General features: G+C 70.2%; 22 protein-coding genes and 1 pseudogene. 15 read left to right on the plus strand and 8 right to left on the minus strand.

What is annotated here, in order from left to right:
- Positions 1–31 precede the first annotated feature (31 nt).
- The gene (locus tag ACIA8E_RS10705; protein ID WP_399296568.1) at positions 32–844 is read right to left on the minus strand and encodes a class I SAM-dependent methyltransferase; all 813 of its coding nucleotides are present in this window, start codon (positions 842–844) and stop codon (positions 32–34) included.
- 397 nt (positions 845–1241) lie between these two features.
- Here ACIA8E_RS10705 and rpsA point away from each other — a divergent pair, with 397 nt between their 5' ends.
- Complete coding sequence (gene rpsA, locus ACIA8E_RS10710; RefSeq protein WP_399296570.1) at positions 1242–2753, plus strand: 30S ribosomal protein S1; 1512 nt, start codon at positions 1242–1244, stop codon at positions 2751–2753.
- A 95-nt stretch (positions 2754–2848) separates the two neighbouring features.
- On the opposite strand, the gene ACIA8E_RS10715 is transcribed toward rpsA, so the two are convergent.
- Positions 2849–3811, minus strand: coding sequence for a right-handed parallel beta-helix repeat-containing protein (locus ACIA8E_RS10715; RefSeq protein WP_399296572.1), 963 nt, complete (start codon positions 3809–3811; stop codon positions 2849–2851).
- A gap of 338 nt (positions 3812–4149) precedes the next feature.
- On the opposite strand from ACIA8E_RS10715, the gene ACIA8E_RS10720 reads away from it, so the two are divergent.
- From ACIA8E_RS10720 to ACIA8E_RS10735, 4 genes are all read left to right on the plus strand, one after another.
- Entirely contained in the window at positions 4150–5673 is a 1524-nt protein-coding gene (locus ACIA8E_RS10720; RefSeq protein WP_399296823.1) for a flavin monoamine oxidase family protein, read from the plus strand.
- An 84-nt stretch (positions 5674–5757) separates the two neighbouring features.
- Positions 5758–6696 (plus strand): PAC2 family protein, encoded by a 939-nt coding sequence (locus ACIA8E_RS10725; protein WP_399296574.1) that lies wholly within the window; start codon positions 5758–5760, stop codon positions 6694–6696.
- 88 nt (positions 6697–6784) lie between these two features.
- Complete coding sequence (gene coaE, locus ACIA8E_RS10730; protein ID WP_399296576.1) at positions 6785–7387, plus strand: dephospho-CoA kinase; 603 nt, start codon at positions 6785–6787, stop codon at positions 7385–7387.
- A 68-nt stretch (positions 7388–7455) separates the two neighbouring features.
- A complete protein-coding gene (locus ACIA8E_RS10735; protein ID WP_399296578.1) occupies positions 7456–7824 on the plus strand; it encodes a tetratricopeptide repeat protein in 369 nt (122 codons plus the stop codon).
- 69 nt (positions 7825–7893) lie between these two features.
- Here the strand turns inward: ACIA8E_RS10735 and ACIA8E_RS10740 are convergent, their stop codons facing one another.
- Positions 7894–8196 carry a DUF6343 family protein gene (locus ACIA8E_RS10740; protein ID WP_399296825.1) on the minus strand — a complete coding sequence of 101 codons (303 nt, stop codon included), beginning with the start codon at positions 8194–8196 and terminating at the stop codon, positions 7894–7896.
- 54 nt (positions 8197–8250) lie between these two features.
- Here ACIA8E_RS10740 and ACIA8E_RS10745 point away from each other — a divergent pair, with 54 nt between their 5' ends.
- The 3 genes from ACIA8E_RS10745 (at position 8251) to ACIA8E_RS10755 (ending at position 10673) form a co-directional block, all read left to right on the plus strand.
- Positions 8251–9369, plus strand: coding sequence for an ADP-ribosylglycohydrolase family protein (locus ACIA8E_RS10745; protein ID WP_399296580.1), 1119 nt, complete (start codon positions 8251–8253; stop codon positions 9367–9369).
- 67 nt (positions 9370–9436) lie between these two features.
- Positions 9437–10132, plus strand: a complete 696-nt coding sequence (locus ACIA8E_RS10750) for a class I SAM-dependent methyltransferase (RefSeq protein WP_399296582.1) — start codon at positions 9437–9439, stop codon at positions 10130–10132.
- Between the two features lie 115 nt (positions 10133–10247).
- Entirely contained in the window at positions 10248–10673 is a 426-nt protein-coding gene (locus ACIA8E_RS10755) for a DoxX family protein (RefSeq protein ID WP_399296584.1), read from the plus strand.
- 195 nt (positions 10674–10868) lie between these two features.
- Here ACIA8E_RS10755 and ACIA8E_RS10760 read toward each other — a convergent pair whose 3' ends face one another.
- Positions 10869–11216, minus strand: coding sequence for a hypothetical protein (locus ACIA8E_RS10760; protein WP_399296586.1), 348 nt, complete (start codon positions 11214–11216; stop codon positions 10869–10871).
- A gap of 193 nt (positions 11217–11409) precedes the next feature.
- Here ACIA8E_RS10760 and ACIA8E_RS10765 point away from each other — a divergent pair, with 193 nt between their 5' ends.
- The 3 genes from ACIA8E_RS10765 to ACIA8E_RS10775 all read left to right on the plus strand — a co-directional run bounded on the left by ACIA8E_RS10765 (position 11410) and on the right by ACIA8E_RS10775 (position 16730).
- The gene (locus ACIA8E_RS10765; protein WP_399296588.1) at positions 11410–12360 is read left to right on the plus strand and encodes a slipin family protein; all 951 of its coding nucleotides are present in this window, start codon (positions 11410–11412) and stop codon (positions 12358–12360) included.
- Positions 12361–12468: 108 nt separating this feature from the next.
- Positions 12469–15435, plus strand: coding sequence for a DEAD/DEAH box helicase (locus ACIA8E_RS10770; protein WP_399296590.1), 2967 nt, complete (start codon positions 12469–12471; stop codon positions 15433–15435).
- Complete coding sequence (locus ACIA8E_RS10775) at positions 15432–16730, plus strand: SWIM zinc finger family protein (RefSeq protein ID WP_399296592.1); 1299 nt, start codon at positions 15432–15434, stop codon at positions 16728–16730. Before ACIA8E_RS10770 ends, ACIA8E_RS10775 begins: the two co-directional genes overlap by 4 nt.
- Before the next feature lie 49 nt (positions 16731–16779).
- Here ACIA8E_RS10775 and ACIA8E_RS10780 read toward each other — a convergent pair whose 3' ends face one another.
- Entirely contained in the window at positions 16780–17088 is a 309-nt protein-coding gene (locus tag ACIA8E_RS10780) for a hypothetical protein (protein WP_399296594.1), read from the minus strand.
- Between the two features lie 156 nt (positions 17089–17244).
- On the minus strand, positions 17245–17715 hold the full coding sequence (locus ACIA8E_RS10785; protein ID WP_399296827.1) for a DUF3574 domain-containing protein: 471 nt from the start codon (positions 17713–17715) through the stop codon (positions 17245–17247).
- A gap of 265 nt (positions 17716–17980) precedes the next feature.
- Here ACIA8E_RS10785 and ACIA8E_RS10790 point away from each other — a divergent pair.
- Positions 17981–18334: pseudogene (locus ACIA8E_RS10790) on the plus strand (hypothetical protein); the annotation flags it as partial.
- Positions 18335–18636: 302 nt separating this feature from the next.
- On the opposite strand, the gene ACIA8E_RS10795 reads toward ACIA8E_RS10790, so the two are convergent.
- Both ACIA8E_RS10795 and ACIA8E_RS10800 read right to left on the minus strand, forming a co-directional pair.
- On the minus strand, positions 18637–19290 hold the full coding sequence (locus tag ACIA8E_RS10795) for a peptidase (protein WP_399296595.1): 654 nt from the start codon (positions 19288–19290) through the stop codon (positions 18637–18639).
- Entirely contained in the window at positions 19287–20498 is a 1212-nt protein-coding gene (locus tag ACIA8E_RS10800) for a pyridoxal phosphate-dependent aminotransferase (RefSeq protein WP_399296597.1), read from the minus strand. Before ACIA8E_RS10800 ends, ACIA8E_RS10795 begins: the two co-directional genes overlap by 4 nt.
- 86 nt (positions 20499–20584) lie before the next feature.
- Between ACIA8E_RS10800 and ACIA8E_RS10805 the strand changes: the two genes are divergently transcribed.
- From ACIA8E_RS10805 to ACIA8E_RS10815, 3 genes are all read left to right on the plus strand, one after another.
- Complete coding sequence (locus ACIA8E_RS10805; RefSeq protein ID WP_399296599.1) at positions 20585–21292, plus strand: winged helix-turn-helix transcriptional regulator; 708 nt, start codon at positions 20585–20587, stop codon at positions 21290–21292.
- 72 nt (positions 21293–21364) lie between these two features.
- Positions 21365–21898, plus strand: coding sequence for a cupin domain-containing protein (locus ACIA8E_RS10810; RefSeq protein ID WP_399296601.1), 534 nt, complete (start codon positions 21365–21367; stop codon positions 21896–21898).
- A gap of 287 nt (positions 21899–22185) precedes the next feature.
- On the plus strand, positions 22186–22833 hold the full coding sequence (locus ACIA8E_RS10815; protein ID WP_399296603.1) for a uridine kinase: 648 nt from the start codon (positions 22186–22188) through the stop codon (positions 22831–22833).
- The last annotated feature ends 20 nt before the right edge of the window (positions 22834–22853 follow it).

Below are 22853 nucleotides of genomic sequence, written 5' to 3' on the forward strand. Positions count from 1 at the left end.
GTCGGTCCCGTACGCCATGCAGCAGGAGTGCTCAGTCGCGTACGCAGACGAAGATTGCCGTGCCCGGGATCAGGTTTCCGCGCAGCGGGGACCAGCCGCCCCACTCCTGGTCGTTCCAGGCCGGCCACTCCGGCTCGACCAGGTCGACCAGCCGGAACCCGCCGGCCACCACGTCCCGCACCCGGTCGCCCACGGTCCGGTGGTGCTCGACGTACACGGCGTGGCCCTGCTCGTCCTGCTCGACGTACGGAGTGCGGTCGAAGTACGAGGCGGCGACCGACAGGCCCTCGGGGCCCGGCTCGTCAGGGAACGCCCAGCGGATCGGGTGCGTCACCGAGAAGACCCAGCGGCCCCCCGGGCGCAGCACCCGGTGCACCTCGCGGAAGATCTGGACCGGGTCGGCGACGAACGGCACCGCTCCGTAGGCGGAGCAGGCCAGGTCGAAGGAGCCGTCCCGGAACGGCAGCGTCCCGGCGTCCGCCTCCACGAGCGGCACCCCGCCGCCGATCCGCAGTGCGTGCTGGAGCTGGCGGTGGGAGAGGTCGAGGGCGACGGGGCGGGCGCCGCGGGCCGCCAGCCAGCGCGAGCACTGCGCCGCGCCCGCACCGATTTCCAGGACTGCCAGGCCGCTCAGCGACTCGGCGGGGCCGAGCAGACCGGCGTCGGCCTCGTCGAGACCCTCCGGACCCCAGACGAAACGGTCGTCGCCGAGGAAGGCGCCGTGGTCGCTCTGGTACTCGTCGGCATGCCGGTCCCACCAGCCGCGACTGGCCCGGCTGCTCTCCGCCTTCCCGGCGCTGCGGCGTGTCGCTTCGGGTTCGGCGGCGTAGATCTCTTGGCTCATCGTGTCCGTCGTTGTAGTTTGCCTTCACCCCGTTGCACGCGGTACGTACCTTGGGGGCAGCTGTGGGTACGGAACCGTACTCACGCAACACGGCCGGGGCCGATGTGGCCTCGGGGAACAAGAATTGTGTCGGGTTTGGGCCCTTGTGCCCCGGGTGTGCACCTTCGCGCATTGACCCTGCCCGGCTGCCCCCGTATGCTACAAGTTGCGCTGCGAGCCTGCGCGCCTCAGACCTAGCAGGCCGCGCTTGCGTCTGTTGCATGTCCCCTCGGTTCACGAGGCGCCTCCCGCTCGCGGGTCGGGCGCTTCCCAGGCTGTCCGGCTTCTGCAGAGGCGATACGGGCTCTCGGCGTAGCAGTACCTACGACTCACTGTCCGTACCGGAGCCCTTTCCCACATGACGAGCAGCACCGAGACCACCGCCACCACTCCGCAGGTTGCGGTCAACGACATCGGCGACGCGGACGCGTTCCTCGCGGCGATCGACGAGACGATCAAGTACTTCAACGACGGCGACATCGTTGACGGTGTCATCGTCAAGGTTGACCGGGACGAGGTTCTCCTCGACATCGGTTACAAGACCGAAGGCGTCATCCCGAGCCGCGAGCTCTCGATCAAGCACGACGTCGACCCGAACGAGGTCGTCAAGGTCGGCGACGAGATCGAGGCCCTGGTTCTCCAGAAGGAGGACAAGGAAGGCCGCCTGATCCTCTCGAAGAAGCGCGCTCAGTACGAGCGTGCCTGGGGCACCATCGAGAAGATCAAGGAAGAAGACGGCATCGTCACCGGTACCGTCATCGAGGTCGTCAAGGGTGGTCTCATCCTCGACATCGGCCTCCGTGGCTTCCTCCCGGCGTCGCTCGTCGAGATGCGTCGTGTCCGCGACCTTCAGCCCTACGTGGGCAAGGAGCTCGAGGCGAAGATCATCGAGCTGGACAAGAACCGCAACAACGTGGTCCTGTCCCGCCGCGCCTGGCTCGAGCAGACCCAGAGCGAGGTCCGTCAGACCTTCCTCACGACCCTGCAGAAGGGCCAGGTCCGCTCCGGCGTCGTCTCCTCGATCGTCAACTTCGGTGCGTTCGTGGACCTCGGTGGCGTCGACGGTCTCGTGCACGTCTCCGAGCTGTCCTGGAAGCACATCGACCACCCCTCCGAGGTTGTCGAGGTCGGCCAGGAAGTCACCGTCGAGGTTCTCGACGTCGACATGGACCGCGAGCGCGTCTCGCTGTCGCTCAAGGCGACGCAGGAAGACCCGTGGCAGCAGTTCGCCCGTACGCACCAGATCGGGCAGGTCGTTCCCGGTAAGGTCACGAAGCTCGTTCCGTTCGGTGCGTTCGTGCGCGTCGACGAGGGCATCGAGGGTCTGGTCCACATCTCCGAGCTGGCCGAGCGCCACGTGGAGATCCCGGAGCAGGTCGTCCAGGTCAACGACGAGATCTTCGTCAAGGTCATCGACATCGACCTCGAGCGTCGTCGCATCAGCCTCTCGCTGAAGCAGGCCAACGAGTCCTTCGGTGCCGACCCGGCGTCGGTCGAGTTCGACCCGACTCTGTACGGCATGGCCGCGTCCTACGACGACCAGGGCAACTACATCTACCCCGAGGGCTTCGACCCCGAGACCAACGACTGGCTCGAGGGCTTCGAGGCTCAGCGCGAGGTGTGGGAGACGCAGTACGCCGAGGCGCAGGCGCGCTTCGAGCAGCACCAGGCCCAGGTCATCAAGTCCCGCGAGGCCGACGAGGCCGCTGCGGCCGAGGGCGCTGCTGCCCCGGCCGGCGGTGCCCCGGCTGCCTCCGGTGGCACCGGTGGCGGCTCGTACTCCTCGGAGTCCGCGGACAACTCCGGCGCCCTGGCGTCGGACGAGGCCCTGGCTGCCCTGCGCGAGAAGCTGGCGGGCGGCCAGAGCTGACGCTCTGACCCTCCGGTCGGTCATCGACTGCAGTAGCTGACGAGTGAGGCCCGCTCCCTTCGGGGAGCGGGCCTCACTCGTTTCCGCGGCCGGGGTTACGGCGTGACCGTGATGTTCGTCAGGCCGTTGCCGCCGGTGACCGTGTTGCTGCTGTAGACGGTGGTCGGGCAACTCGCGCTGTAGTTGGTGACGTTGATGGCGATCCGCTTGTCGCCCGTGGAACCGGACAGGTCAGAGGTGTTGTCGCGGAACACGGTGCCGCAGCCCCAGCCGCCCTGCTGGGTGTGGGTCTCGTACCCGTTGTTGGTCGTGCGGGTGCCCCCGTTGCCCTCGACCAGGACGTCGTTGCCCTTCACGTCGACCCAGGAGTCGTCGTAGTTGGCGCCGGTCAGTCCGCTGCCGTCGAAGGTGTTGCCGATGATCTTCGATCCGGTGGTGCCTTCCTTGATGTCGACGTTCTCGCCCCCGACACCCGGCCCGATCGTGTTGTTCAGGATCTGCACCTGGTCGCTCCGGTCGGTGAGATCACCGGCCGTGCCGACGTAGACGCCCTCGCCCATGCCGCGGCCGTCGTGCCCGGTGTCGTAGATCCGCGAGTTCTTGATGACGCCGTTCGCGCTGGACTTGCGGAAGTGCACGCCCTCCATGTCCAGGTCGTGCACGGTCACCGAGTCGATGACGACGCCGTTGGCGGCGTCGGCCATGATGCCCTTCTGGCCGCCGGTGACGGTGACGCCCTGGACGGTCCAGTAGGAGGCGCCGTTGAGGTGGAGGCCGTAGCCGCCGCCTGCGGTGAGGACCGCCCCGGCCGAGCCGGTGAGGGTGATCCGGGCGGAGGCGGTGCCGGGGACGGTCGCCTTGAAGTTGCCGGTGTACGTGCCGTCGGCGAGCCGGATCGTGTCGCCGGGCACCGCGGCGGCCAGGGCCGTCTTGAGTTGGGCGGCGGTGCTCACGTCGATGACCGTGGCGGCGCCGGCGGCGGTGGCGGAGGCGAGAGCCAGGCCTCCGGTGGCGAGCGTCGTGGCCAGCAGGGCGGGGAGCAGCGTGCGGGTGCGCATGGGGGTGCCTTCCCGTCGAAGGAGTGCGAGACGTTCTCGTACATGAATATGGGGCGCATGTCTGAACGTGCTGCCCAGTGACCGTAGGGATGGGGCGTGCCCCTGTCAAGGTCTGGACCATTGTTCGCCGACTGCCGTCGCGCCGTGAACAGAGAGAAACGTGCGGGATACACGAGTAACTGACGGGACGTAACACGCGCTTGCCAGGATCCCGGCAACGTCAAGATCTGAACGGGAGCCGGGACATGACGCACACTTCGAACAACACGTCCGTGCCGACGGGCGCGAGCCGTCGCACCTTTCTGCGCCAGGTCGGGATCACCGGTGGGGCGGGCGCGATGTTCGCGACCATGGGGGCCCTCGGCCTCGCCCCCACGGCCCAGGCCGCACAACGCGAACCCGCCTTCCACGCCCCCAGCAAGGGCGACTTCACGCTGACGGGGAAGGGGGCGGCCAAGGTCGTCGTCGTCGGCGGCGGCATCGCCGGACTCGCCGCCGCGTACGAGCTGGGCAAGGCTGGTTACGACTGTACGATCCTGGAGGCCCGGAGCCGTACGGGCGGCCGCAACTTCACCGTACGCAACGGAGATTCCACCACCGACCTGAACGGCAACACGCAGACCGCACGGTTCAGCGAGGGCCAGTACATGAACTGCGGCCCCGGCCGGATCCCGCAGTGGATGGTCACCCTCGACTACTGCCGCGAACTCGGCGTCCCCATCGAGATGTTCACCAACGTGAACGCCAACGCCTATATCTTCAACGAGAAGGCCGGCATGAAGGCCCCGGTGCGCTACCGCACCGCCAAGGCCGACGTATACGGCTATGTCGCCGAACTCCTCTCCAAGGCCACCGACAAGGGCGCCCTCGACCGTCAGATCACCGCCGAGGACCAGGAACGACTCCTCGAATTCCTCAAGGAGTTCGGCGACATCGGCGACACGCTCGACTACACCGGCAGCCCCCGGCGCGGCTACCGCATCGACCCTGCGGCTGCCGGAACCCCCGGCGAGGAACTCGGCTCCGTGCCGTCCGCCTCCGAGGTCTTCGCCAGTGGCGTCGGACGCTACTTCGCCTTCGAGTTCGAGTACGACCAGGCCATGCTGATGTTCCAGCCGGTCGGCGGCATGGACCGGATACCCGCGGCGCTCACCCGGGCGATAGGCGAGCGCAGGATCCGTACCGGCGCAGCCGTCAGCAAGATCACCGACACGGCCCATGGCGTGACGGTCACGTACACCCAGGGCGGACGCACCCACACCGTCGACGCGGACTACTGCATCGCCGCCCTGCCGCCCAACATCCTCGCCAAGACCGCCCACAACCTCGGCCCGGCCGTCCAGAGCGCCCTGGAGGCATGCAAGCCGTCCTCGGCCGGCAAGATCGGGCTGGAGTACAAGAGCCGCTGGTGGGAGACCGACCACCAGATCTACGGCGGCATCACCGAGACCGACATGGACCTCTCCCACATCTGGTACCCGTCCTACGGCCACCAGGGCCGGCGCGGCACCATCATCGGCTACTACAACACCGGTTCCAACGCCGATGGGTACGCCGCTCTCACCCCGCGCGAGAGGGAGGCACGGGCCATCGCCCAGGGCGTGAAGATCCACGGCGACAAGTACCGTACGGAACTCGCCACGTCGTTCTCCCACCACTGGCGGCAGACCCCGTACCTGGAGGCCTCCTGGCACTCCCTGTCGGGAGGGCCCGACGCGCCGGCCTTCGCACCGCTCAACCAGGCCGCCGGACGCGTCTACTTCGCCGGTGACTACCTGAGCTACGCGGATGCCTGGCAGCACGGTGCCTTCACCTCCGCACGGAAGGCGGTCACCGCACTGCACGCGCGGGTTCTGGCGTAACCACCTCCGTGAAGGGGCACAGGCAGGGAATGCCTGTGCCCCGGAGGGCGTTCTTCTCATGGAATACGAGGAGGAGCGGTAACCGTGCCTGATCCGCAGAGTTTGTACGAATGGGAGCCGAAAGGCCTGGCCGTCGTCGACATGGCGCTCGCGCAGGAGTCGGCCGGCCTGGTCATGCTCTACCACCTCGAGGGATACATCGACGCGGGTGAGACGGGCGAGCAGATCGTGGACGGCCTGCTCGAATCGCTGCCGCACCAGGTCGTGGCCCGCTTCGACCACGACAGGCTCGTCGACTACCGCGCACGGCGCCCGCTGCTGACGTTCAAGCGCGACCGCTGGGCGGCGTACGAGACCCCGACGCTGGACGTCCGGGTGGTCCAGGACGCCACCGGGGCGCCCTTCCTGCTGCTGTCCGGGCCCGAGCCGGACGTGGAGTGGGAGAGGTTCGCCGCCGCCGTCGAGCAGATCGTCGAGCGGCTGGGCGTCCGCCTCGCCGTCAACTTCCACGGTATCCCTATGGGCGTCCCGCACACCCGCCCGGTCGGCATCACCCCGCACGGCAACCGCACGGACCTGATGCCTGGCCACCGCAGCCCGTTCGACGAGGCGCAGGTCCCCGGCTCCGCCGAGGCCCTGGTGGAGTACCGGCTGATGCAGGCCGGACATGACGTCCTCGGTGTCGCCGCCCATGTGCCGCACTATGTCGCCCGCTCCGCCTACCCGGACGCCGCGCTCACCGCGCTGGAGGCGATCACGGCCGCGACCGGACTGGTCCTGCCGAGCATCGCCCACTCGCTGCGCACGGAGGCGCACCGCACACAGACCGAGATCGACCGCCAGATCGACCAGGGCGACGAGGAGCTCGTCTCGCTCGTCGAGGGGCTCGAGCACCAGTACGACGCGATCGCGGGCTCCGAGACGCGCGGCAACCTGGTCGCGGAGTCGGTCGAGCTGCCGTCCGCCGACGAGATCGGCCTCGAATTCGAGCGGTTCCTCGCCGAGCGGGAAGGCGATGCCTGACGGACCGGCGCGTGCGATGCCGTGACCGGCGACGGTGCGCCGTGACCGGGGCATGACCGGCCGGGGGTCGCGCACTAGGCTGCCGACCATGCTGAAAGTGGGCCTGACCGGCGGCATCGGCGCCGGCAAGAGCGAAGTGTCACGGCTGCTGGCGTCGTACGGGGCCGTGCTGATCGACGCCGACACGATCGCGCGCGAGGTCGTCGAGCCCGGGACCCCCGGACTCGCGGCCGTCGTCGACGCGTTCGGCACAGGCATCCTCACCGCCGAGGGCACCCTGGACCGGCCGAAGCTCGGCTCGATCGTCTTCTCCGACGGCGACCGGCTCGCCACCCTCAATGCGATCGTCCACCCGCTGGTCGGTGCCCGCTCCGCCCAACTGGAGCGGGCCGCAGGCCCCGACTCCGTCGTCGTCCATGACGTACCGCTCCTCACCGAGAACGGCCTCGCGCCCCTCTACGACCTGGTCGTGGTCGTGGACGCCACCCCGGGGACCCAGCTCGACCGGCTCGTACGGCTGCGCGGAATGACGGAGTCCGAGGCCCGCGCCAGGATGGCCGCGCAGGCCACCCGCGAGCAGCGAAGCGCCGTCGCCGATCTGATCATCGACAACGACGGGCCGCTCGAGGCGCTGGAGCCGCAGGTCCGCAAGGTCTGGGCGGAGCTCACCCGGCGGGCGGCCGCCGACTGACCACCGGACCGGAATACCGGTACCCGGCCGGACGTTGGAAGGCCGGAAGCGAAGGGAAGGATGCGAGCGTGCCCAAGAGGACCCCGGAAACCCACGTCATCGACTTCCGCGCGGCCGAACGCCTGCTGGCCGCGCGCGATCCACGGGGCGCGGTCAAGCTCCTGGACTCGGTGATAGCAGCCCATCCGGAGAACACGGCCGCCCGCCTGCTGCGGGCCCGCGCCTTCTTCGCCGCCGCCCAACTGCGCCCCGCCGAGCTCGAATTCGAACTCGTCCTGGAGCGCGAACCGGACAACGCGTTCGCGCACTTCGCGCTGGCCCGCACCTTTCAGCGCTCCGGCCGCTCGGAAGCGGCCGTGCGCCACTTCCGGCTGGCCGCCGCCCTCGACCCGAACCCGGAGTACCTGCGGGCGGCCCGCTTCGACACGGGCGCCTGACCGCCTCGGCCCGTCGCGCGTACCTGCGCCGGAACCGACGGGTACCCGCGCCGGAACCGAACCGAGGCGTCAGTGTCCGTACCGGCCGCGTCCGCCGTGGTCCGGCTCGTACGGGGGGACGTTGCGGCCCGGCTGGTAGTGCGGTCCCTGGTGGATGTGGTGCACGATCACCGCAAGATCCACCAGCGTCAGCAGAAGCAGCAGCCCGCAGGCCACGGCCCAGCCCGGACGGTCGACCAGGGAGAAGGCTGTCAGGCCGAAAACAGCCCAGGCCATGCCCCATAGACTCAGGCACAGCCGCAGTCGCAAGGGGCTGCGTGCAGTCATCGGTTCGTTACCGGTACGCATGGCGATCGCCTCTCCTACCAGGATGGACCCACGACTGCGGATTTGAGGCACGTCGAGACAGATTGTGGGGGACCGCCCGTGAACGGCACACCATGGCGCAACAGCGCCGCCCGCAGGGCCCGGGTCCGCGGATCGCTGCTGGGCGGTGCGATCGGGGACGCACTGGGCAACCCGGTGGAGTTCCTCTCGCTCGCCGGCATCCGCAGGGCGTACGGGGAAGACGGCGTCCGGGGACTCGTCGCGGACGCGGACGGGGCCGTCGGCCGGATCACCGACGACACGCAGATGACCCTGTTCACCGCCGAAGGACTGATCAGGGCGCACTCCCGGGCGATGTCGAAGGGCATAGGCGGCGCCGAGACCGCCCTCGTACGCAACGCCTATCTGCGCTGGCTCGACACCCAGAACCACCCCGCACCACCACCCCGCGGCGGGGACGACCCCGTACGGACCGGGTGGCTGCGGCAGCAGCGCTTCCTGTACGCGCGCAGGGCCCCCGGCAACGCCTGCCTGACCGGGCTCGCGGCCGAGCACATCCCCGACCCCACGGGTCCGCTCGGCCGGCCCGGGCCGGTCAACACCGGGTCCAAGGGATGCGGGACGGTGATGCGGTCCGCGCCCTTCGGGCTGATCGGTGAGGGAGCGGAGACCGGCTTCGGGCTGGCGTACCGGTGCGCGCAGATCACCCACGGGCACCTGACCGGCGCGTACGCGGCCGGTGCGTTCGCCGCGGTCATCGCCCATCTGATGGAGGGCGACTCGATGGCGGGCGCTGTGCTCCGGGCCATGGAGCTGCTGGCCCGCCACCCGGGACACGAGGAGACGACGGTGGCGCTGCGCGCGGCCGTCGACCTGGCCGCGCAGGGCGCGCCGACCGCCGAGAAGGTGGAGTCGCTGGGCGCGGGCTGGGTGGCCGAGGAGGCCCTCGCCATCGCCGTGTACTGCGCCCTGGTGCTGCCGGGAGCCGACCAGGTGGCACAGGCGCTGCTGCTCTCGGTCAACCACTCGGGCGACAGCGACTCCACCGGTTCGGTCTGCGGAAATCTGCTCGGCGCCCGCCACGCGGACGTGCAACTCCCGCCGTCCTGGCTGGTGCTGACGGAGGGGCGGGCAGTGATCGCCGAACTGGCCGACGATCTGTGTCTGGAGTTCGAGCAGGCGGTGGAGTGGCCGCAGGAGCGCTATCCGGTGTGCTGACGGGTCTTTCCCGGGACCGCCCCGCCGGACCGGGAACGACACCCAACGGCCGTTCGTTCGGCTGTACATGAGCGGATCAGTGGTGCGTGAGGGGCATTCGGGGACGGGGCCCGGCTCGATCACGCCGGACGGCTGCGCGGTCGAGCTGTACGCGCGGCTGTCCGTCGGAGCCGAACCGGACGTGATCGAGGCGGCGGTGCCCGCCGGCGCGAGCATTCTGGAGCTCGGCTGCGGGGCGGGCCGGGTGACCCATCCGCTGGTCGCACGCGGCTTCGAGGTCACGGCCGTGGACGAGTCGGCGCAGATGCTGGAACACATTCGGGGCGCGCGCACGGTGCGGAGCCCCATCGAGTCGCTCGAGCTCGGCGACGAGACGTTCGACGTGGTGATGCTGGCGTCGTTCCTGGTGCACACGAGCGAGCACCGGGTGCGCGACGCCATGCTGCGGACCTGCCGGAGATACGTCAGGGACGGTGGCGTCGTACTCCTTCAGCGCGAGGGCGCCGACTACCACACCGATCTGCCGCGGGAGCGGGTCGATCCGGCTGGATACACCGTGCGGATCGTCTCGGCGGACCCCGTGGGCGACGGGGTGAACTCGGTGCACGCGGAGTACATCTTCGACGATGCGCGATGGACCCAGACGTTCCTGTCACGGGAGCTGACGAAGGAACAGTTCGAGGGGCACCTGGAGGCGGCGGGACTTGCCGTCGACCGCTGTCTGACGGATGACGGGGTGTGGGTACGGGCCGTGCCCAGGTAGCCGCCGGGGCAACGGAACCGAGAGATCGGCTGTCCGGGATGCGATGAGTTCCGGACCGCTGTGGGGTCTTTCCTTGCGTACGCAACACCACGCGACGCTTCCCGAGGAGACCCAGATGTCCGAGACCACGACGAACACCGTCACCGGGGCGACCGCGGCACGCAGCCGGGGTGCGGTCGCGCTCACCGTCGCACGGGTCGTGCTCGCCCTGTTCTTCGCCTTCAGCGCGTTCGCCAAGCTGATCGCCCATGAGTCCGCGATCGAGTCCTTCGACCGGATGGGCTGGAGCCATGGCGCGATGTACCTCATCGGAGCCCTGGAGATGGCGGGCGCCGTCGCCCTGCTGGTGCCCCTGCTGTCCGGGGTGGCGGCGATGGCCTTCGTCGGGCTGCTGGCCGGAGCGTCCATCGTCCAGCTCACGCTGCTCGACCCGGTGAACGCGATCATGCCGGCGCTGCTCATCGTGCTGGTCGTCCTGATCGCCCGGGACCGGCAGGACAGTACGGCACAGCTGATCGCGCTCGTGCGTCGGCGGGTCTAAGAGCCGTGCCGTAATCCCTGGTGGATAAGCGCGCGGCGTCGGATGCGGTGCATCGCAAGGCGGAGGGGCGTGCTCATACTGAATGTATTCGGGCGTTCCGACAACGCAGCGAGGTGCCGTAGCTGTCGTCGTGCGCCCGCCCGGGATTACGGGACAGCCCTTGGGGACAGCGGCGGGGCCTGCGTCCAGCGCCTGTCAGTGGACCGTGCTGAAGCTGCGCCAGGGGAGAGCGCTCGGAGGATTGACGTCGGTGAGCGTCGTGGCGACATACGTCGTCCCCGGACCCGTGCAGTCGCGCGTGCGGTACAGGATGATGTCGATCGCGGTCCCGTTCAGCACTTCTTTGGCGCCCGCCGGAGCGAGCTGGTGGCAGCCCTTCACGGAGGGGCTGTTCAGCATGATCACGGCGTCCCGCTCGGTGACGTAGGTGACCGGCCCGACCGCGGTGCGGCCGAGGCCGGAACAGCCCGCGACGGTGACGGTCAGGAGCGCGGTCCCGGCGGCGATGCCGAAACGGCGGCGTCGGTGATCGATCACAGGCATGGGCGGGTCCTCGTCTGTCTCGTCCGGCTCATCTGTACCGCTAGTCACGCTGCCCGTTACCGGCCGCCCCGGCATCCGGTGCGCGGCCTGCCGGGTGACCGTGGAGCGGACCCGTGTTCGCCCGGTGTTCATATGGGGCATACCGTGGTAATAGCGGCATTAATCGTATGTATCCGGCTGGCAGGGGGCCGTCATGGTCCAAGAACTGGTGGTCGCCCTGGTGGCGGCGGCGTCCGTGGGTGTGGTCTACGTGGCGGCGGCTGCGAAGGTCGTCAAGCAGTACGAACGGGGCGTCGTGCTGAGGCTCGGCAGGCTGCGCAACGAGGTGCGCGGACCGGGTTTCACCATGGTGCTTCCCGGTATCGAGCGATTGCGCAAGGTCAACATGCAGATCGTGACGATGCCGGTGCCCGCGCAGGACGGCATCACGCGGGACAACGTGACGGTGCGGGTGGACGCGGTCATCTACTTCAAGGTGGTCGACGCGGCCAGCGCGGTCGTGGAGGTGGAGGACTACCGGTTCGCGGTTTCGCAGATGGCGCAGACATCCTTGCGCTCGATCATCGGCAAGAGCGACCTGGATGATCTGTTGTCCAACCGGGAGAGGCTGAACCAGGGGCTGGAGCTCATGATCGACAGTCCGGCCGTGGGGTGGGGCGTCCAGATCGACCGGGTGGAGATCAAGGACGTATCGCTGCCGGAGACGATGAAACGCTCGATGGCGCGTCAGGCCGAGGCCGACCGGGAGCGGCGCGCGCGTGTCATCAACGCGGACGCCGAGCTCCAGGCATCGAAGAAGCTGGCCGAGGCGGCGAAGGAGATGTCCTCCCAGCCGGCCGCGCTCCAGCTGCGACTGCTGCAGACCGTGGTCGCGGTCGCTGCGGAGAAGAACTCCACGCTGGTGCTGCCGTTCCCGGTGGAGCTGCTCCGCTTCCTGGAGCGGGCGCAGCAGCCCGTATCGACGCAGCAGCAAGGGCAGCTCCAGCCTCAGCCTCAGCAACAACAGTCGCTGCAACCGCAGCCCGAGCAACAACAGTCGCAGCAACCACAGCAGCAGCCGCCCCTGACGCCTGCGCCGGCCCCCGCGCCCACCCCCTCCGGGCCCGCGCGGGGCACTCGCTCCAAGCCGCTGGCCAGGCACTGACCTGCTCGAATACCGGTGCGAGACCGGTTGTCGGACCCCCCGCCTAGACTCGCAGAGACAGAGAGATCGAGAGGATCGGACGATCAAGGGCGGGACGGGAGGGGAGCGATGACCTCGGCACCACACGCACAGCAACAGACGCAGGACGCGGCAACTGCCCGCCTCCTGCGTTGCGCTGCCGTCTTCCTGCCCGCCCCACTGCCGAGAGAGGGACGCGTCGCCTTCTGGGACCCGGACGACGGACCGCTGCCGGCGAGCGGCGGCGCCCACGAACAGACCGCGGCCGAGACCACCGAGATCACGGTGGTGCGACGCCACGGGCAGGACGGCGTCCGCCGCCGGACGGTACCCGCCGTGCTGCTGCCCGTCGCCGATGCCGTGCCCCTGCTGGCCCGCGCCCGGCATCAGCAGTCCGCCCACCCGGCCGCGCGCTGCTGGGGCGCGGCCGCACTCCATGCGCTCAACCTGGTGGCGCGCGGCAGGCTGGTCCCCGGCCTGACGGCCGACGACCACGACGCCTGGCGGGCCGGACCGCGCGACGCAGAGGACATCGCCCATCTGCGGGCGGTCGCCGCCGCCATGCCTCCCGAGGCCTACGCCGTCCCGCTCTCTGACCGCACACCGCTCCGGCTGCCCGACCCCGAGTCGCTGCTCGGCGCCTTCCTCGACGCGATCGCCGACACTTTGCCCCGGACGCCCGCTGCGGCGTACGCGACGGGTGCCCCCTTCGCGGCCCGCGAGGCCCAGCATCTGCCCCGGGCCCGCGACTGGGCCGTCGAGGTCGCGGCCGGTCTGGACGCGGGCGTACGGGTATCGCTCCGCCTCGACCTGTCGGCGTACGAGCTCTTCGACACGGCCGACACCTACGGCAACCCCGAAGCCGGGGACGCGGCCGGCGAAACCGCTGCCGACGCCGAGGGGCCCGAGGCCTCCGGTAGCTCCGTGGAGGTCCACCCGGGCGCCGCCCGGCACGCCGCCGCGGCGATCACGCAGGTGCACAGCTTGGCCGACCCTACGTACGTCATCGACGCCGCCGCACTGTGGAACGGCGGCGGAGGAGAGCCGTTCGGTCCCCGGGCCAGGATCGACGCCGTGCTCGCCCTGCGCCGTGCCGCCCGCGTCTGGACGCCGTTGGAACGGCTGCTGGACCAGCCGGTCCCCGATGTGCTCGCACTGACCGAGGACGAACTGTACGAGCTGCTGAGCGACGCCGGGGCGCGGTTGGCGCAGGCCGGGGTGAGCGTCCACTGGCCGCGCGAGCTGGTCCGTTCCCTGACCGCCGCCGCCGTGGTCCGGCCCGCACCCGGCTCGGCCACCGACGGCACCTCGTTCTTCGACGCCGAGCATCTCTTCGCCTTCAACTGGCAGTTGTCCCTCGGCGACGAACAGCTCACCGAGCGGGAGATGGACATCCTCGCGGAGGCCCACCGGCCGGTGGTGCGCCTGCGGGACCAATGGGTCGTCGTCGACCCCGCGCTCGTACGCAAGGCGCGCAAGCGGGAGCTCGGACTGCTCGATCCGGTGGACGCCCTCGCCGTCGCGCTGACGGGCAGCGCGGAGGTGGACGGCCAGCAGGTCGAGGCGGTGCCGGTCGGGGCACTCGCCGAGCTCCGCACCCGCATCCTCGCCGACGACACGGCCATCGTGCCGCCGCCCGGGCTCGACGCCACGCTCCGCGACTACCAACTGCGCGGCCTGGCCTGGCTGGACCGCATGACATCGCTGGGCCTCGGCGGCTGCCTCGCCGACGACATGGGACTCGGCAAGACCATCACCGTCATCGCCCTCCATCTGCACCGCGCGCACCCCGCACCCACCCTGGTGATCTGCCCCGCCTCCCTCCTCGGCAACTGGCACCGTGAGATCAACCGCTTCGCCCCCGGTGTCCCCGTGCGCCGTTTCCACGGCACCGGCCGCACGCTCGACGACCCCGACGGCGGCTTCGTCCTCACCACATACGGCACGATGCGCTCCAGCGCGCCCCAACTCGCCGCCCACAGCTGGGGACTTGTCGTCGCCGACGAGGCGCAGCATGTGAAGAACCCGCACTCCTCCACGGCGAAGGCGCTCCGCACCGTCCCGGCGCCGGCCAGGATCGCCCTCACCGGCACTCCCGTGGAGAACAACCTCTCCGAGCTCTGGGCCCTGCTCGACTGGACCACCCCCGGACTGCTCGGCCCGCTCAAGGCGTTCCGCGCCCGGCACGCCCGGAGCGTCGAGAGCACCGGCACCGCGGCAGGACTCGGTGACGACGACGCGGTCGAGCGCCTTTCCCGGCTGGTCAGGCCGTTCCTCCTGCGCCGCAAGAAGTCCGACCCGGGCATCGCCCCGGAGCTGCCGCCCAAGACGGAGACCGACCACCCCGTCTTCCTCACCCGCGAACAGGCCACGCTCTACGAGGCGGCGGTGCGCGAGACCATGGCGTTCATCGAAGCCTCGGAAGGAATCGCCCGTCGCGGTCTGATCATGAAGCTGCTGGCCTCGCTCAAGCAGATCTGCAACCACCCGGCGCAGTATCTGAAGGAGGAGCCGACCCGCCTCGTCGGCCGCTCCGGCAAGCTCGCCCTGCTCGACGAGCTGCTCGACACGATCCTCGCAGAGGACGGCTCCGTGCTGATCTTCACCCAGTACGTGACGATGGCCCGGATCCTCTCCGCGCACCTCGCCTCGCGCGCCGTCCCCTCCCAGCTCCTGCACGGCGGTACGCCGGTGGACGAGCGGGAACGGATGGTGGACCGCTTCCAGTCCGGCGAGGTACCCGTCTTCCTGCTCTCCCTCAAGGCGGCCGGCACCGGGTTGAACCTCACCCGCGCCGCCCACGTGATCCACTACGACCGCTGGTGGAACCCGGCCGTCGAGGAACAGGCCACGGACCGTGCGTACCGCATCGGGCAGACACAGCCCGTCCAGGTGCACCGGCTGATCGCGGAAGGCACCGTCGAGGACCGGATCGGCGAGATGCTGGCGGCCAAGCAGGCCTTGGCCGACGCGGTCCTCGGTACCGGAGAGACCGCGCTCACCGAACTCAGCGACCGCGACCTCGCGGATCTCGTCTCGCTCCGGAGGCTCTCATGAGCCCCCGCTCCCAGCCCTCGCCCCCGTCGTACGTCAGGGCCCGCCCCGGCCCCGACGACCTGCGGCGCACCTTCGAGGCGGTTCCGCCCCGCACGTCCCACGGCGACGAACCGTTCGCGGACACCTGGTGGGGGCGGTCCTGGGTGGCGGCGCTGGAGTCCCTGTCGATGGACGAGGGCCGGCTCGCCCGCGGCCGTACCTACGCCGACAGCGGCCATGTCGCCGCGATCACCGTCACCCCCGGCCGCGTCGTCGCCTACGTCCAGGGCAGCCGCCCCCGTCCGTACCGCGCCGAGCTGCGGCTGCGCCCCCTCACCGACACCGGCTGGGACACCTTCCTCGACGCCGTCGCCGCCCGGCCCGACCATCTCGCCGCGCTGCTCGCCAAGGAGATGCCGCACACCCTTGTCGACACGGCGGCCGAGGCGGGCACCGGCCTGCTGCCCGCCGCGAACGACCTCGACCCGAGCTGCTCCTGTCCTGACCACGGCTGGCCCTGCAAGCACGTCGCAGCCCTCTGCTACCAGATGGCCCGGCTGCTGGACACCGACCCGTTCGTCCTCCTGCTGCTGCGCGGCCGCGGTGAGCGCGAACTCGTCGAGGAGCTGGGCCGGCGCAGCGCGGCGCACGGTGCCCGGGAACGCCCCACGGCCCCCGCCACGCCTTCCGTACCGGCGCGCGAAGCCCTGGCCGATCGCTTCCTCCCGCCGCTGCCCGCCCCGCTTCCGGTACCGTCGCAGTCCGGCCAGCCACCCTCGTACCCGCAGCTGCCCGGCGCCCGCGACCCGCTCTCCCTCGACCACCTGGCCACGGACGCGGCCGCCCGCGCGCACGCCCTCCTCACCACCGGCCAGGACCCCCTCTCCGGGCTCACTCCCTGGCAGGACGCCGTCCGGCTGGCCGCGGCCCGCCCCACCGCCGGACTCACCGCCACCACTCGCGCCCTCTACCGGGAACTGGCCTTCGCCACCGGCCGGACCACCACCGATCTGGCCCGCGCCGTCGCCGCCTGGCGCCAGGGCGGCGCCGAGGGCCTGGAGGTCCTGGAAACACCGTGGGACCCCCCGGCCGGCCCCTTCGACCGGGCCCGCCCCGCCCTCGCGGCCGCCGACTTCCCCCGCTTCCAGCCCTGGCGCAACCACCTCACCCACCCCGTCGGCACATTCCAGCTCCGCTTCGGTCACGACGGCCGCTGGTACGGCTATGAATCGGACCGGGGCAAGGACGACTGGTGGCCCCGGGCCATGCCGGATGTGGACCCGGTGGGCGCACTCACGGCGCTGCTCGGCCGCTGACCACCGGCGCCCCCTGGCCCCACCCCGCATCGGTCCTCGACCCCGGCCGTCAGCTCCGCAGATAGACGAAGAGCGCGATCAGAATCACCGCGACGACCGGCAGAACGATCAACCGGCCCTTCCGGAACGACTCGTTCTCGTACTGGGCCAGGCCGCGGTCGGCGCCGTGCGCCGACCTCAGATGCTCCCCGGCCATGTCGTTGATCCTTTCCATGGTGAGAAGCGACGGCGACCAGTCACAGTGCGCACAGACAACGAAGTCGCGGTACGGGTTGTACTGGAAATTGCGCTCGATATTGACCGTGAAGACCTGACCGTCCGCTCGTGCGGCAGTGAAGTGGCGTATCGGCGTGCCCATGTGATTGCTCCCTGCTTCACGTGTCCCGTGCATCCGGAATCCTGGCCGCGGCACAGTATCGGATCGGACAAGGAGCACCTGGGGGTGGGCTGTTCGCCGCTTGAAAGCAGCCGGCGTGCAGGTGGGCGGCGGCCCGTGAGGGCGGCTCGGGTCTCGTCAGAAGTCTGCGGTCGTGCGCTCTTCCAGCCGGGCCACTGAGTCCTGGGCGTACGCGTTCTCGTACGCGTTGCGGATCCGCTCGATCTGCTCGTCGCGCAGGCGTGCCTCGGTCGCCGGGTAGAGCAGGATCAGTTCGTAACTGCGCTCCCGCTCGATCTCCCCGCGGGAGTCCCGCCACTGACCGCGGCCGTCCTGGATGGTCAGGCCCCTCGGGAAGCGCGGGGTGACCTCCTCGTCGACGAAGGCCAGGAACTGCTGGTCGGTCACATCGGGTCCGCCGTCCGGGCGTTCCGTACCGAAGAACAGCCTGGTCTCGATATAGGCCTTGCCGCGGGCGGCGACGCCCGATGGAGCGGACTGAGAGGCGGTGGGCGAGCCGTTGCCCAGTGTGGCGTAGGCGACGGGTGTGCCCACGGCCAGTACGGCGAGGGCGGCGGCCGCCGCGGTCAGCGCGGTGTGCTGCTTCAGGCGGCGCCGGCTGTCACCGGAGTCAGCGCTGTCGTTGCAGTGGTGGCCGGTCGAGTGGGGGAGGAGCGGCAACGGAGGGGCCTTTCGGAGGGGGCGGCGCGGACTGCGCGCGGCTCACTGTGGCAAGTGGCCCCCTCCGGAGAGCGGCAGGACATGGGCATCGGATGGAAACCACCCGTACCGGTGAGGGCAGGTGCGCGGGAGGCGGAGTACCGCCGCAAAAACCCTTCGTACGGGGCGGATCGGTGGTGCTGACTTCGTCGACGTGGCGAAACTCAATCAGATCATCGCAGTGGAGAAAGGCGTCAAGTCCAAGGCTCACCAGGACCTGACGGCGGCGCATCACGGCCTCCGGAAGGCCGGGCTGCTGGCCGGGATCTCCCGGACCTATCAGCCGAAGGACGAAGAGGGTGAGCAGCTTCCGCCGGAATCGACACCGGTGCAGATCAAGGCCGAGGACGTGCTGCGGGACACCGCGGCGACGCTGACCCGCCTCTTCGATGTGACCGCCACGAAGGACTGGGTGAACTGTGCGGCCCGCGCGGATGTGAGGGTCGACGGCCGTGTGCTCGTCGCCGATGTCCCGGTGTCGTATCTGCTCTTCCTGGAGAAGCAGCTGACGGCATCAACCGATTCGGTCGGTGCGGTCACACGGGCCGGGGTGGCCCAAATGGCAGAGGCAGACCGCGATCGATCTCAGACTCTTGCTCCGGACTCAGCATTCGCCGCCGATCGCCGATCGCCGATCGCCGGTCAAACGGGCTCGGGCCCATGCGCGTCGAGATGTTGATTCGACTCCAACCCGCGGAGCTTCGATCTGCGGTCGTCCAAAGGAAGGACGCGGCGACATCACGACTGACCCGGGCTCTTAGAAGTGCCGGCGTGCCGAACGGGCGGCATCACTCAGGGCCCGGGGGCCGGCTACGCCCCCGGATCCGCTCCCGTTTCCGGCGCCTGCCGCGTGTCGCCGGCGAGCGATACCCCGCGTCCGGCGAAGAATCGCTCGAAGTCCGGCAGGGGCAGTTCCGCGGCCCGAGTCGTGGCCGTCGTGCCCGACGGGTTGTGGAAGTGGACGCCGTTGCCGTCCGGCGTACGGGACGTCACCAGCACCAGATGCCCGCCCCGGCCCGGAGCGGGCCGCTCCGGATGCCGGATCCCGTAGTGCACCGACGCCATCACCGTCCGCTTCTCGTCGAGCAGGGCCACGATCTCGTCCATCGACAGGTGGCGGTGGACGGTGGCTTCGAGGCCGTGCACCTCCCGCACGTACTCCGCGAAGGGCGCATAGACCAGGCCCCGGATCGCCCCCTCCGTATCCTCCGTGTACGCACCGTACTTGAGCGCCCCGTCACGCAGGGCGAACAGCGGCGGGGCGCCGGCGCCGAGCGCCATGCGCAGACAGGTCACACCGCACAGGTGACCTGCCCAGCGCGCGTACTCGGCGGGTGAGTCCGCCCCGGAGTCCGCCCAGCCCGGGTCGTCGGCCGGATCGAGTCCGCCCTCGACGATCGGGCCGACGAGCCCGGGCGAGGCGAACTGCGTATGGACGGGCAGCCGGCAGGCAGGGCAGGTCACTGACGGTATCCGTTCAGGAAGCGGCCGATGCGGCTGATCGCCGCGTCGAGATCGTCGGCGTACGGGAGGGTCAGGATCCGGAAGTGGTCGGGACGCGGCCAGTTGAAGCCGGTGCCCTGCACCACCTGGATCTTCTCGCGCAGCAGCAGATCGAGGACGAACTTCTCGTCGTCGACGATGTTGTGCACCTTCGGATCGATGCGCGGGAACGCGTACAGCGCCCCCTTCGGTTTCACGCACGACACCCCTGGGATCTCGTTCAGCTTCTCCCAGGCCCGGTTGCGCTGCTCGTACAGCCTGCCGCCCGGCGCCACCAGCTCGCGGATGGACTGCCGGCCGCCGAGCGCGGCCTGAATGGCGTACTGGGCGGGCGCGTTCGGGCACAGCCGCATGGAGGCGAGCATGGTCAGGCCCTCCAGATAGTTGCCGGCGTGCTGCTGCGGACCCGACACCACCATCCAGCCGGAGCGGAACCCTGCCACCCGGTACGTCTTGGACAGACCGCTGAAGGTGAGGCAGACCAGGTCGGGGGCGAGGACCGCCACACTGTGGTGCTCGGCGTCGTCGTAGAGGATCTGGTCATAGATCTCGTCGGCGAGGACCAGCAGACCGTGCCGGCGCGCCAGGTCGAGGATGCCTTCGATGATCTCGCGCGGATAGACGGCGCCGGTCGGGTTGTTCGGGTTGATGATCACGACGGCCTTGGTGCGGTCGGTGATCTTCGACGCCATGTCGGCGAGGTCCGGGTTCCAGTCCGATGCCTCGTCGCAGGTGTAGTGCACGGCTTTGCCGCCCGCCAGGGTGACCACCGCGGTCCACAGCGGATAGTCGGGCGACGGGATCAGCACCTCGTCGCCGTCCTCCAGCAGTGCCTGTACGGACATGGAGATCAGCTCGGACACCCCGTTGCCGAGGAAGATGTCGTCCACCCCGACATCGGTCAGGCCCATCGCCTGGTAGCGCTGCGCCACCGCGCGGCGGGCGGAGAGGATGCCGCGCGAATCGCTGTAGCCGTGGGCTTGCGGGAGCATCCGGATCATGTCCTGGACGATCTCCTCCGGCGCCTCGAAACCGAAGAGCGCGGGGTTGCCCGTGTTGAGGCGGAGGACGCTGTGGCCCGCCTCCTCCAGGGCGTTGGCGTGCTCGATGACCGGGCCCCGGATCTCGTAACAGACCTCGTTGAGCTTGCTGGACTGCCGGAATTCCATGCGGTGGCCTCCCCGACCTGATTGCGATACTTGGTTTTACCAAGCCCGGGCTTGGAAAGTCCAACAACATGTCTAGACTGCGTCGCATGCCACGTCAGCAGCAGCCGCCCGCACGCTCCGCGCGCCGCCGAAGTTACGACCAGTTCTGCGCCACCGCCCGGGCCCTCGACTCCGTCGGAGACCGGTGGACCCTGCTGATAGTCCGTGAACTGCTGGCCGGACCACGCCGCTACACCGACCTGCACGCCGACCTTCCCGGAGTCAGTACGGACGTCCTCGCCTCGCGCCTCAAGGACATGGAACAGAGCGGCCTGGCCACCCGCCGACGGCTGCCGCCGCCCGCCGCCGCCTCGGTGTACGAACTGACCGAGCGCGGCCAGGGGTTGCTGCCGGTGCTCGCCGCGCTCGCCGAGTGGGGCGCGCTCGCGATCGGCGAACGGCGGCCGACGGATGCGGTGCGGGCCCACTGGTTCGCGCTTCCGCTGTTGCGGATGCTGGACGGGCCGGCTCACGAAGGAGTCGTCGAAGTCCACCTCGACGAGGGGGAGTTCCACGTGCGGGTAGGTGGACCGGCCGACGGCGAGGGGGTGTACGGGGACGGGCCCGCCGCTCACGCCGACGCCCGGATCATGCTCGACGTCGAGGTCTGTCTCGCGCTCGGGCGGGGCGAGTGCACGCTCGCCGAGGCCGTGAAGGACGGACGGATCGAGGTCGTGGGCGAGGGGCCGCTGGCCGGAGAGCTTCGGGGTGAACGGCCGGCATGTGACTGTTGCATGACCGTCGTGTCCGAATGATTCCGCGTATCAACTCCCGGGTAGCGTTGGGGCATTTGGGATGTCCCGGACGTCTGGGCGGGGAGGGTTCGCATGAGAATAGGCAGACAACAGGACCGGCGGGAACGGCAGGAACGGCAGGAACGGCAGGACCAGCACGGGCAGCAGGTGCGACTCGGTAAGGCCTTGGTCGGGGGCGGCTGTGCGGCGGCGCTCGGCTTCGTACCGTCGGCGGCCACGGCCGCGCCCGGCAGCGGGGTGAGCGGCACGGTGGTCGCGAAGGGCACGTCGACCGGGAAGCTGAAGGTCAAGACGCCGAAGGGCCGGACGGATGTGACTTTCCGAACGATCACTGTGGAGCCGGGCGGCTCCACCGGCTGGCACACCCACAGCGGCCAGGTGATCGCCGTCGTCCAGTCGGGGACGCTCACGCGCATACTGGACGACTGCTCGGTCGAGGTGATGGCCGCGGGCACGTCGTTCATCGAGCCGTCCGGCGCCCACCGCCCCCACATCGGACGCAACCTGGGCACCGAGCCGGTCGTGCTCTGGGTGACCTATCTGCTGCCCGAGGGCAGCGCACTCTCCGACGACGCCGATGCGGTGGACTGCGGCGCGAAGAAGTGACGTGGCGCAGGACGCTCGCCCACTGCCGTCGCCGGCCGTCGGTCGGCGAGCGTCTCCCGTACGCCTCCGGATCCGGGCATGTTGCGCGCGCCCGGCGCCCGCCGCTCCGGATTCCGAGCGGAACCGAGGGGAACCCTCGCCCGAGGAGCGGCGGACGGTAACGCGACATCGACATCGTCCGGTCCGTGCCCGACGAGCGCTTCGCCGCAGACGAACCCGACGAGCGAGCACCCCGTCGGCGGGACGGCCGACACCGGCGCACGGGCGCCGGGAGCGATGATGGACGGGTGCGACTTGAACCGATCACCTGGGAACGGCTGGCCGAAGCGTTTGCCGCGCACGCCGACGGGTTGAGGCCGGCCGACGGCGGGCCGTGGCTCAAGGTCGCTGTCGACGGCGCTCCGGCCGCCGGCACCGGGGAGCTGGCGGATCGAGTCGCCGAGGCGCTGCGGATCCGCGGCCGTGCGGTGTTCGTCGTGCCCACCGAGGGGTTCCTGCGCCCGGCGAGTCTGCGGTACGAGTACGGCAAGGAGGACCCCGACTCGTACTTCGACAGCTGGTTCGACACGGGTGCGCTCTGGCGTGAGGTCTTCGGGCCGCTGGAGGCGGGCGGCAGCGGGCGCGTGCTGCCCGATCTCTGGGACCCGGCGACGGACCGGGCCACCCGCAGCCCGTACCAGCGGCTCCCGGAGGGCGGTGTGCTGGTGGTGCATGGGCCGTTGCTGCTCGGGCACTGGTTCCCGTTCGACGCGAGCGTCCACCTGCGGCTCTCGCCGGGTGCGTTGCGGCGGCGTACCGAGGAGAGCGAGCGGTGGACCCTGCCCGCCTTCGCGCGGTACGAGGACGAGGTGGCGCCCGCCGGGCGCGCGGACGCGGTCGTCCGGGCCGACGATCCGCTCCACCCGGCCTGGACCGGTCTGCCCCAGGAGAGTTAGAGGCTGTCCCGTCGGGAAAG

This window comes from Streptomyces sp. NPDC051664 (assembly GCF_044453545.1).
Lineage (GTDB): Bacteria > Actinomycetota > Actinomycetes > Streptomycetales > Streptomycetaceae > Streptomyces.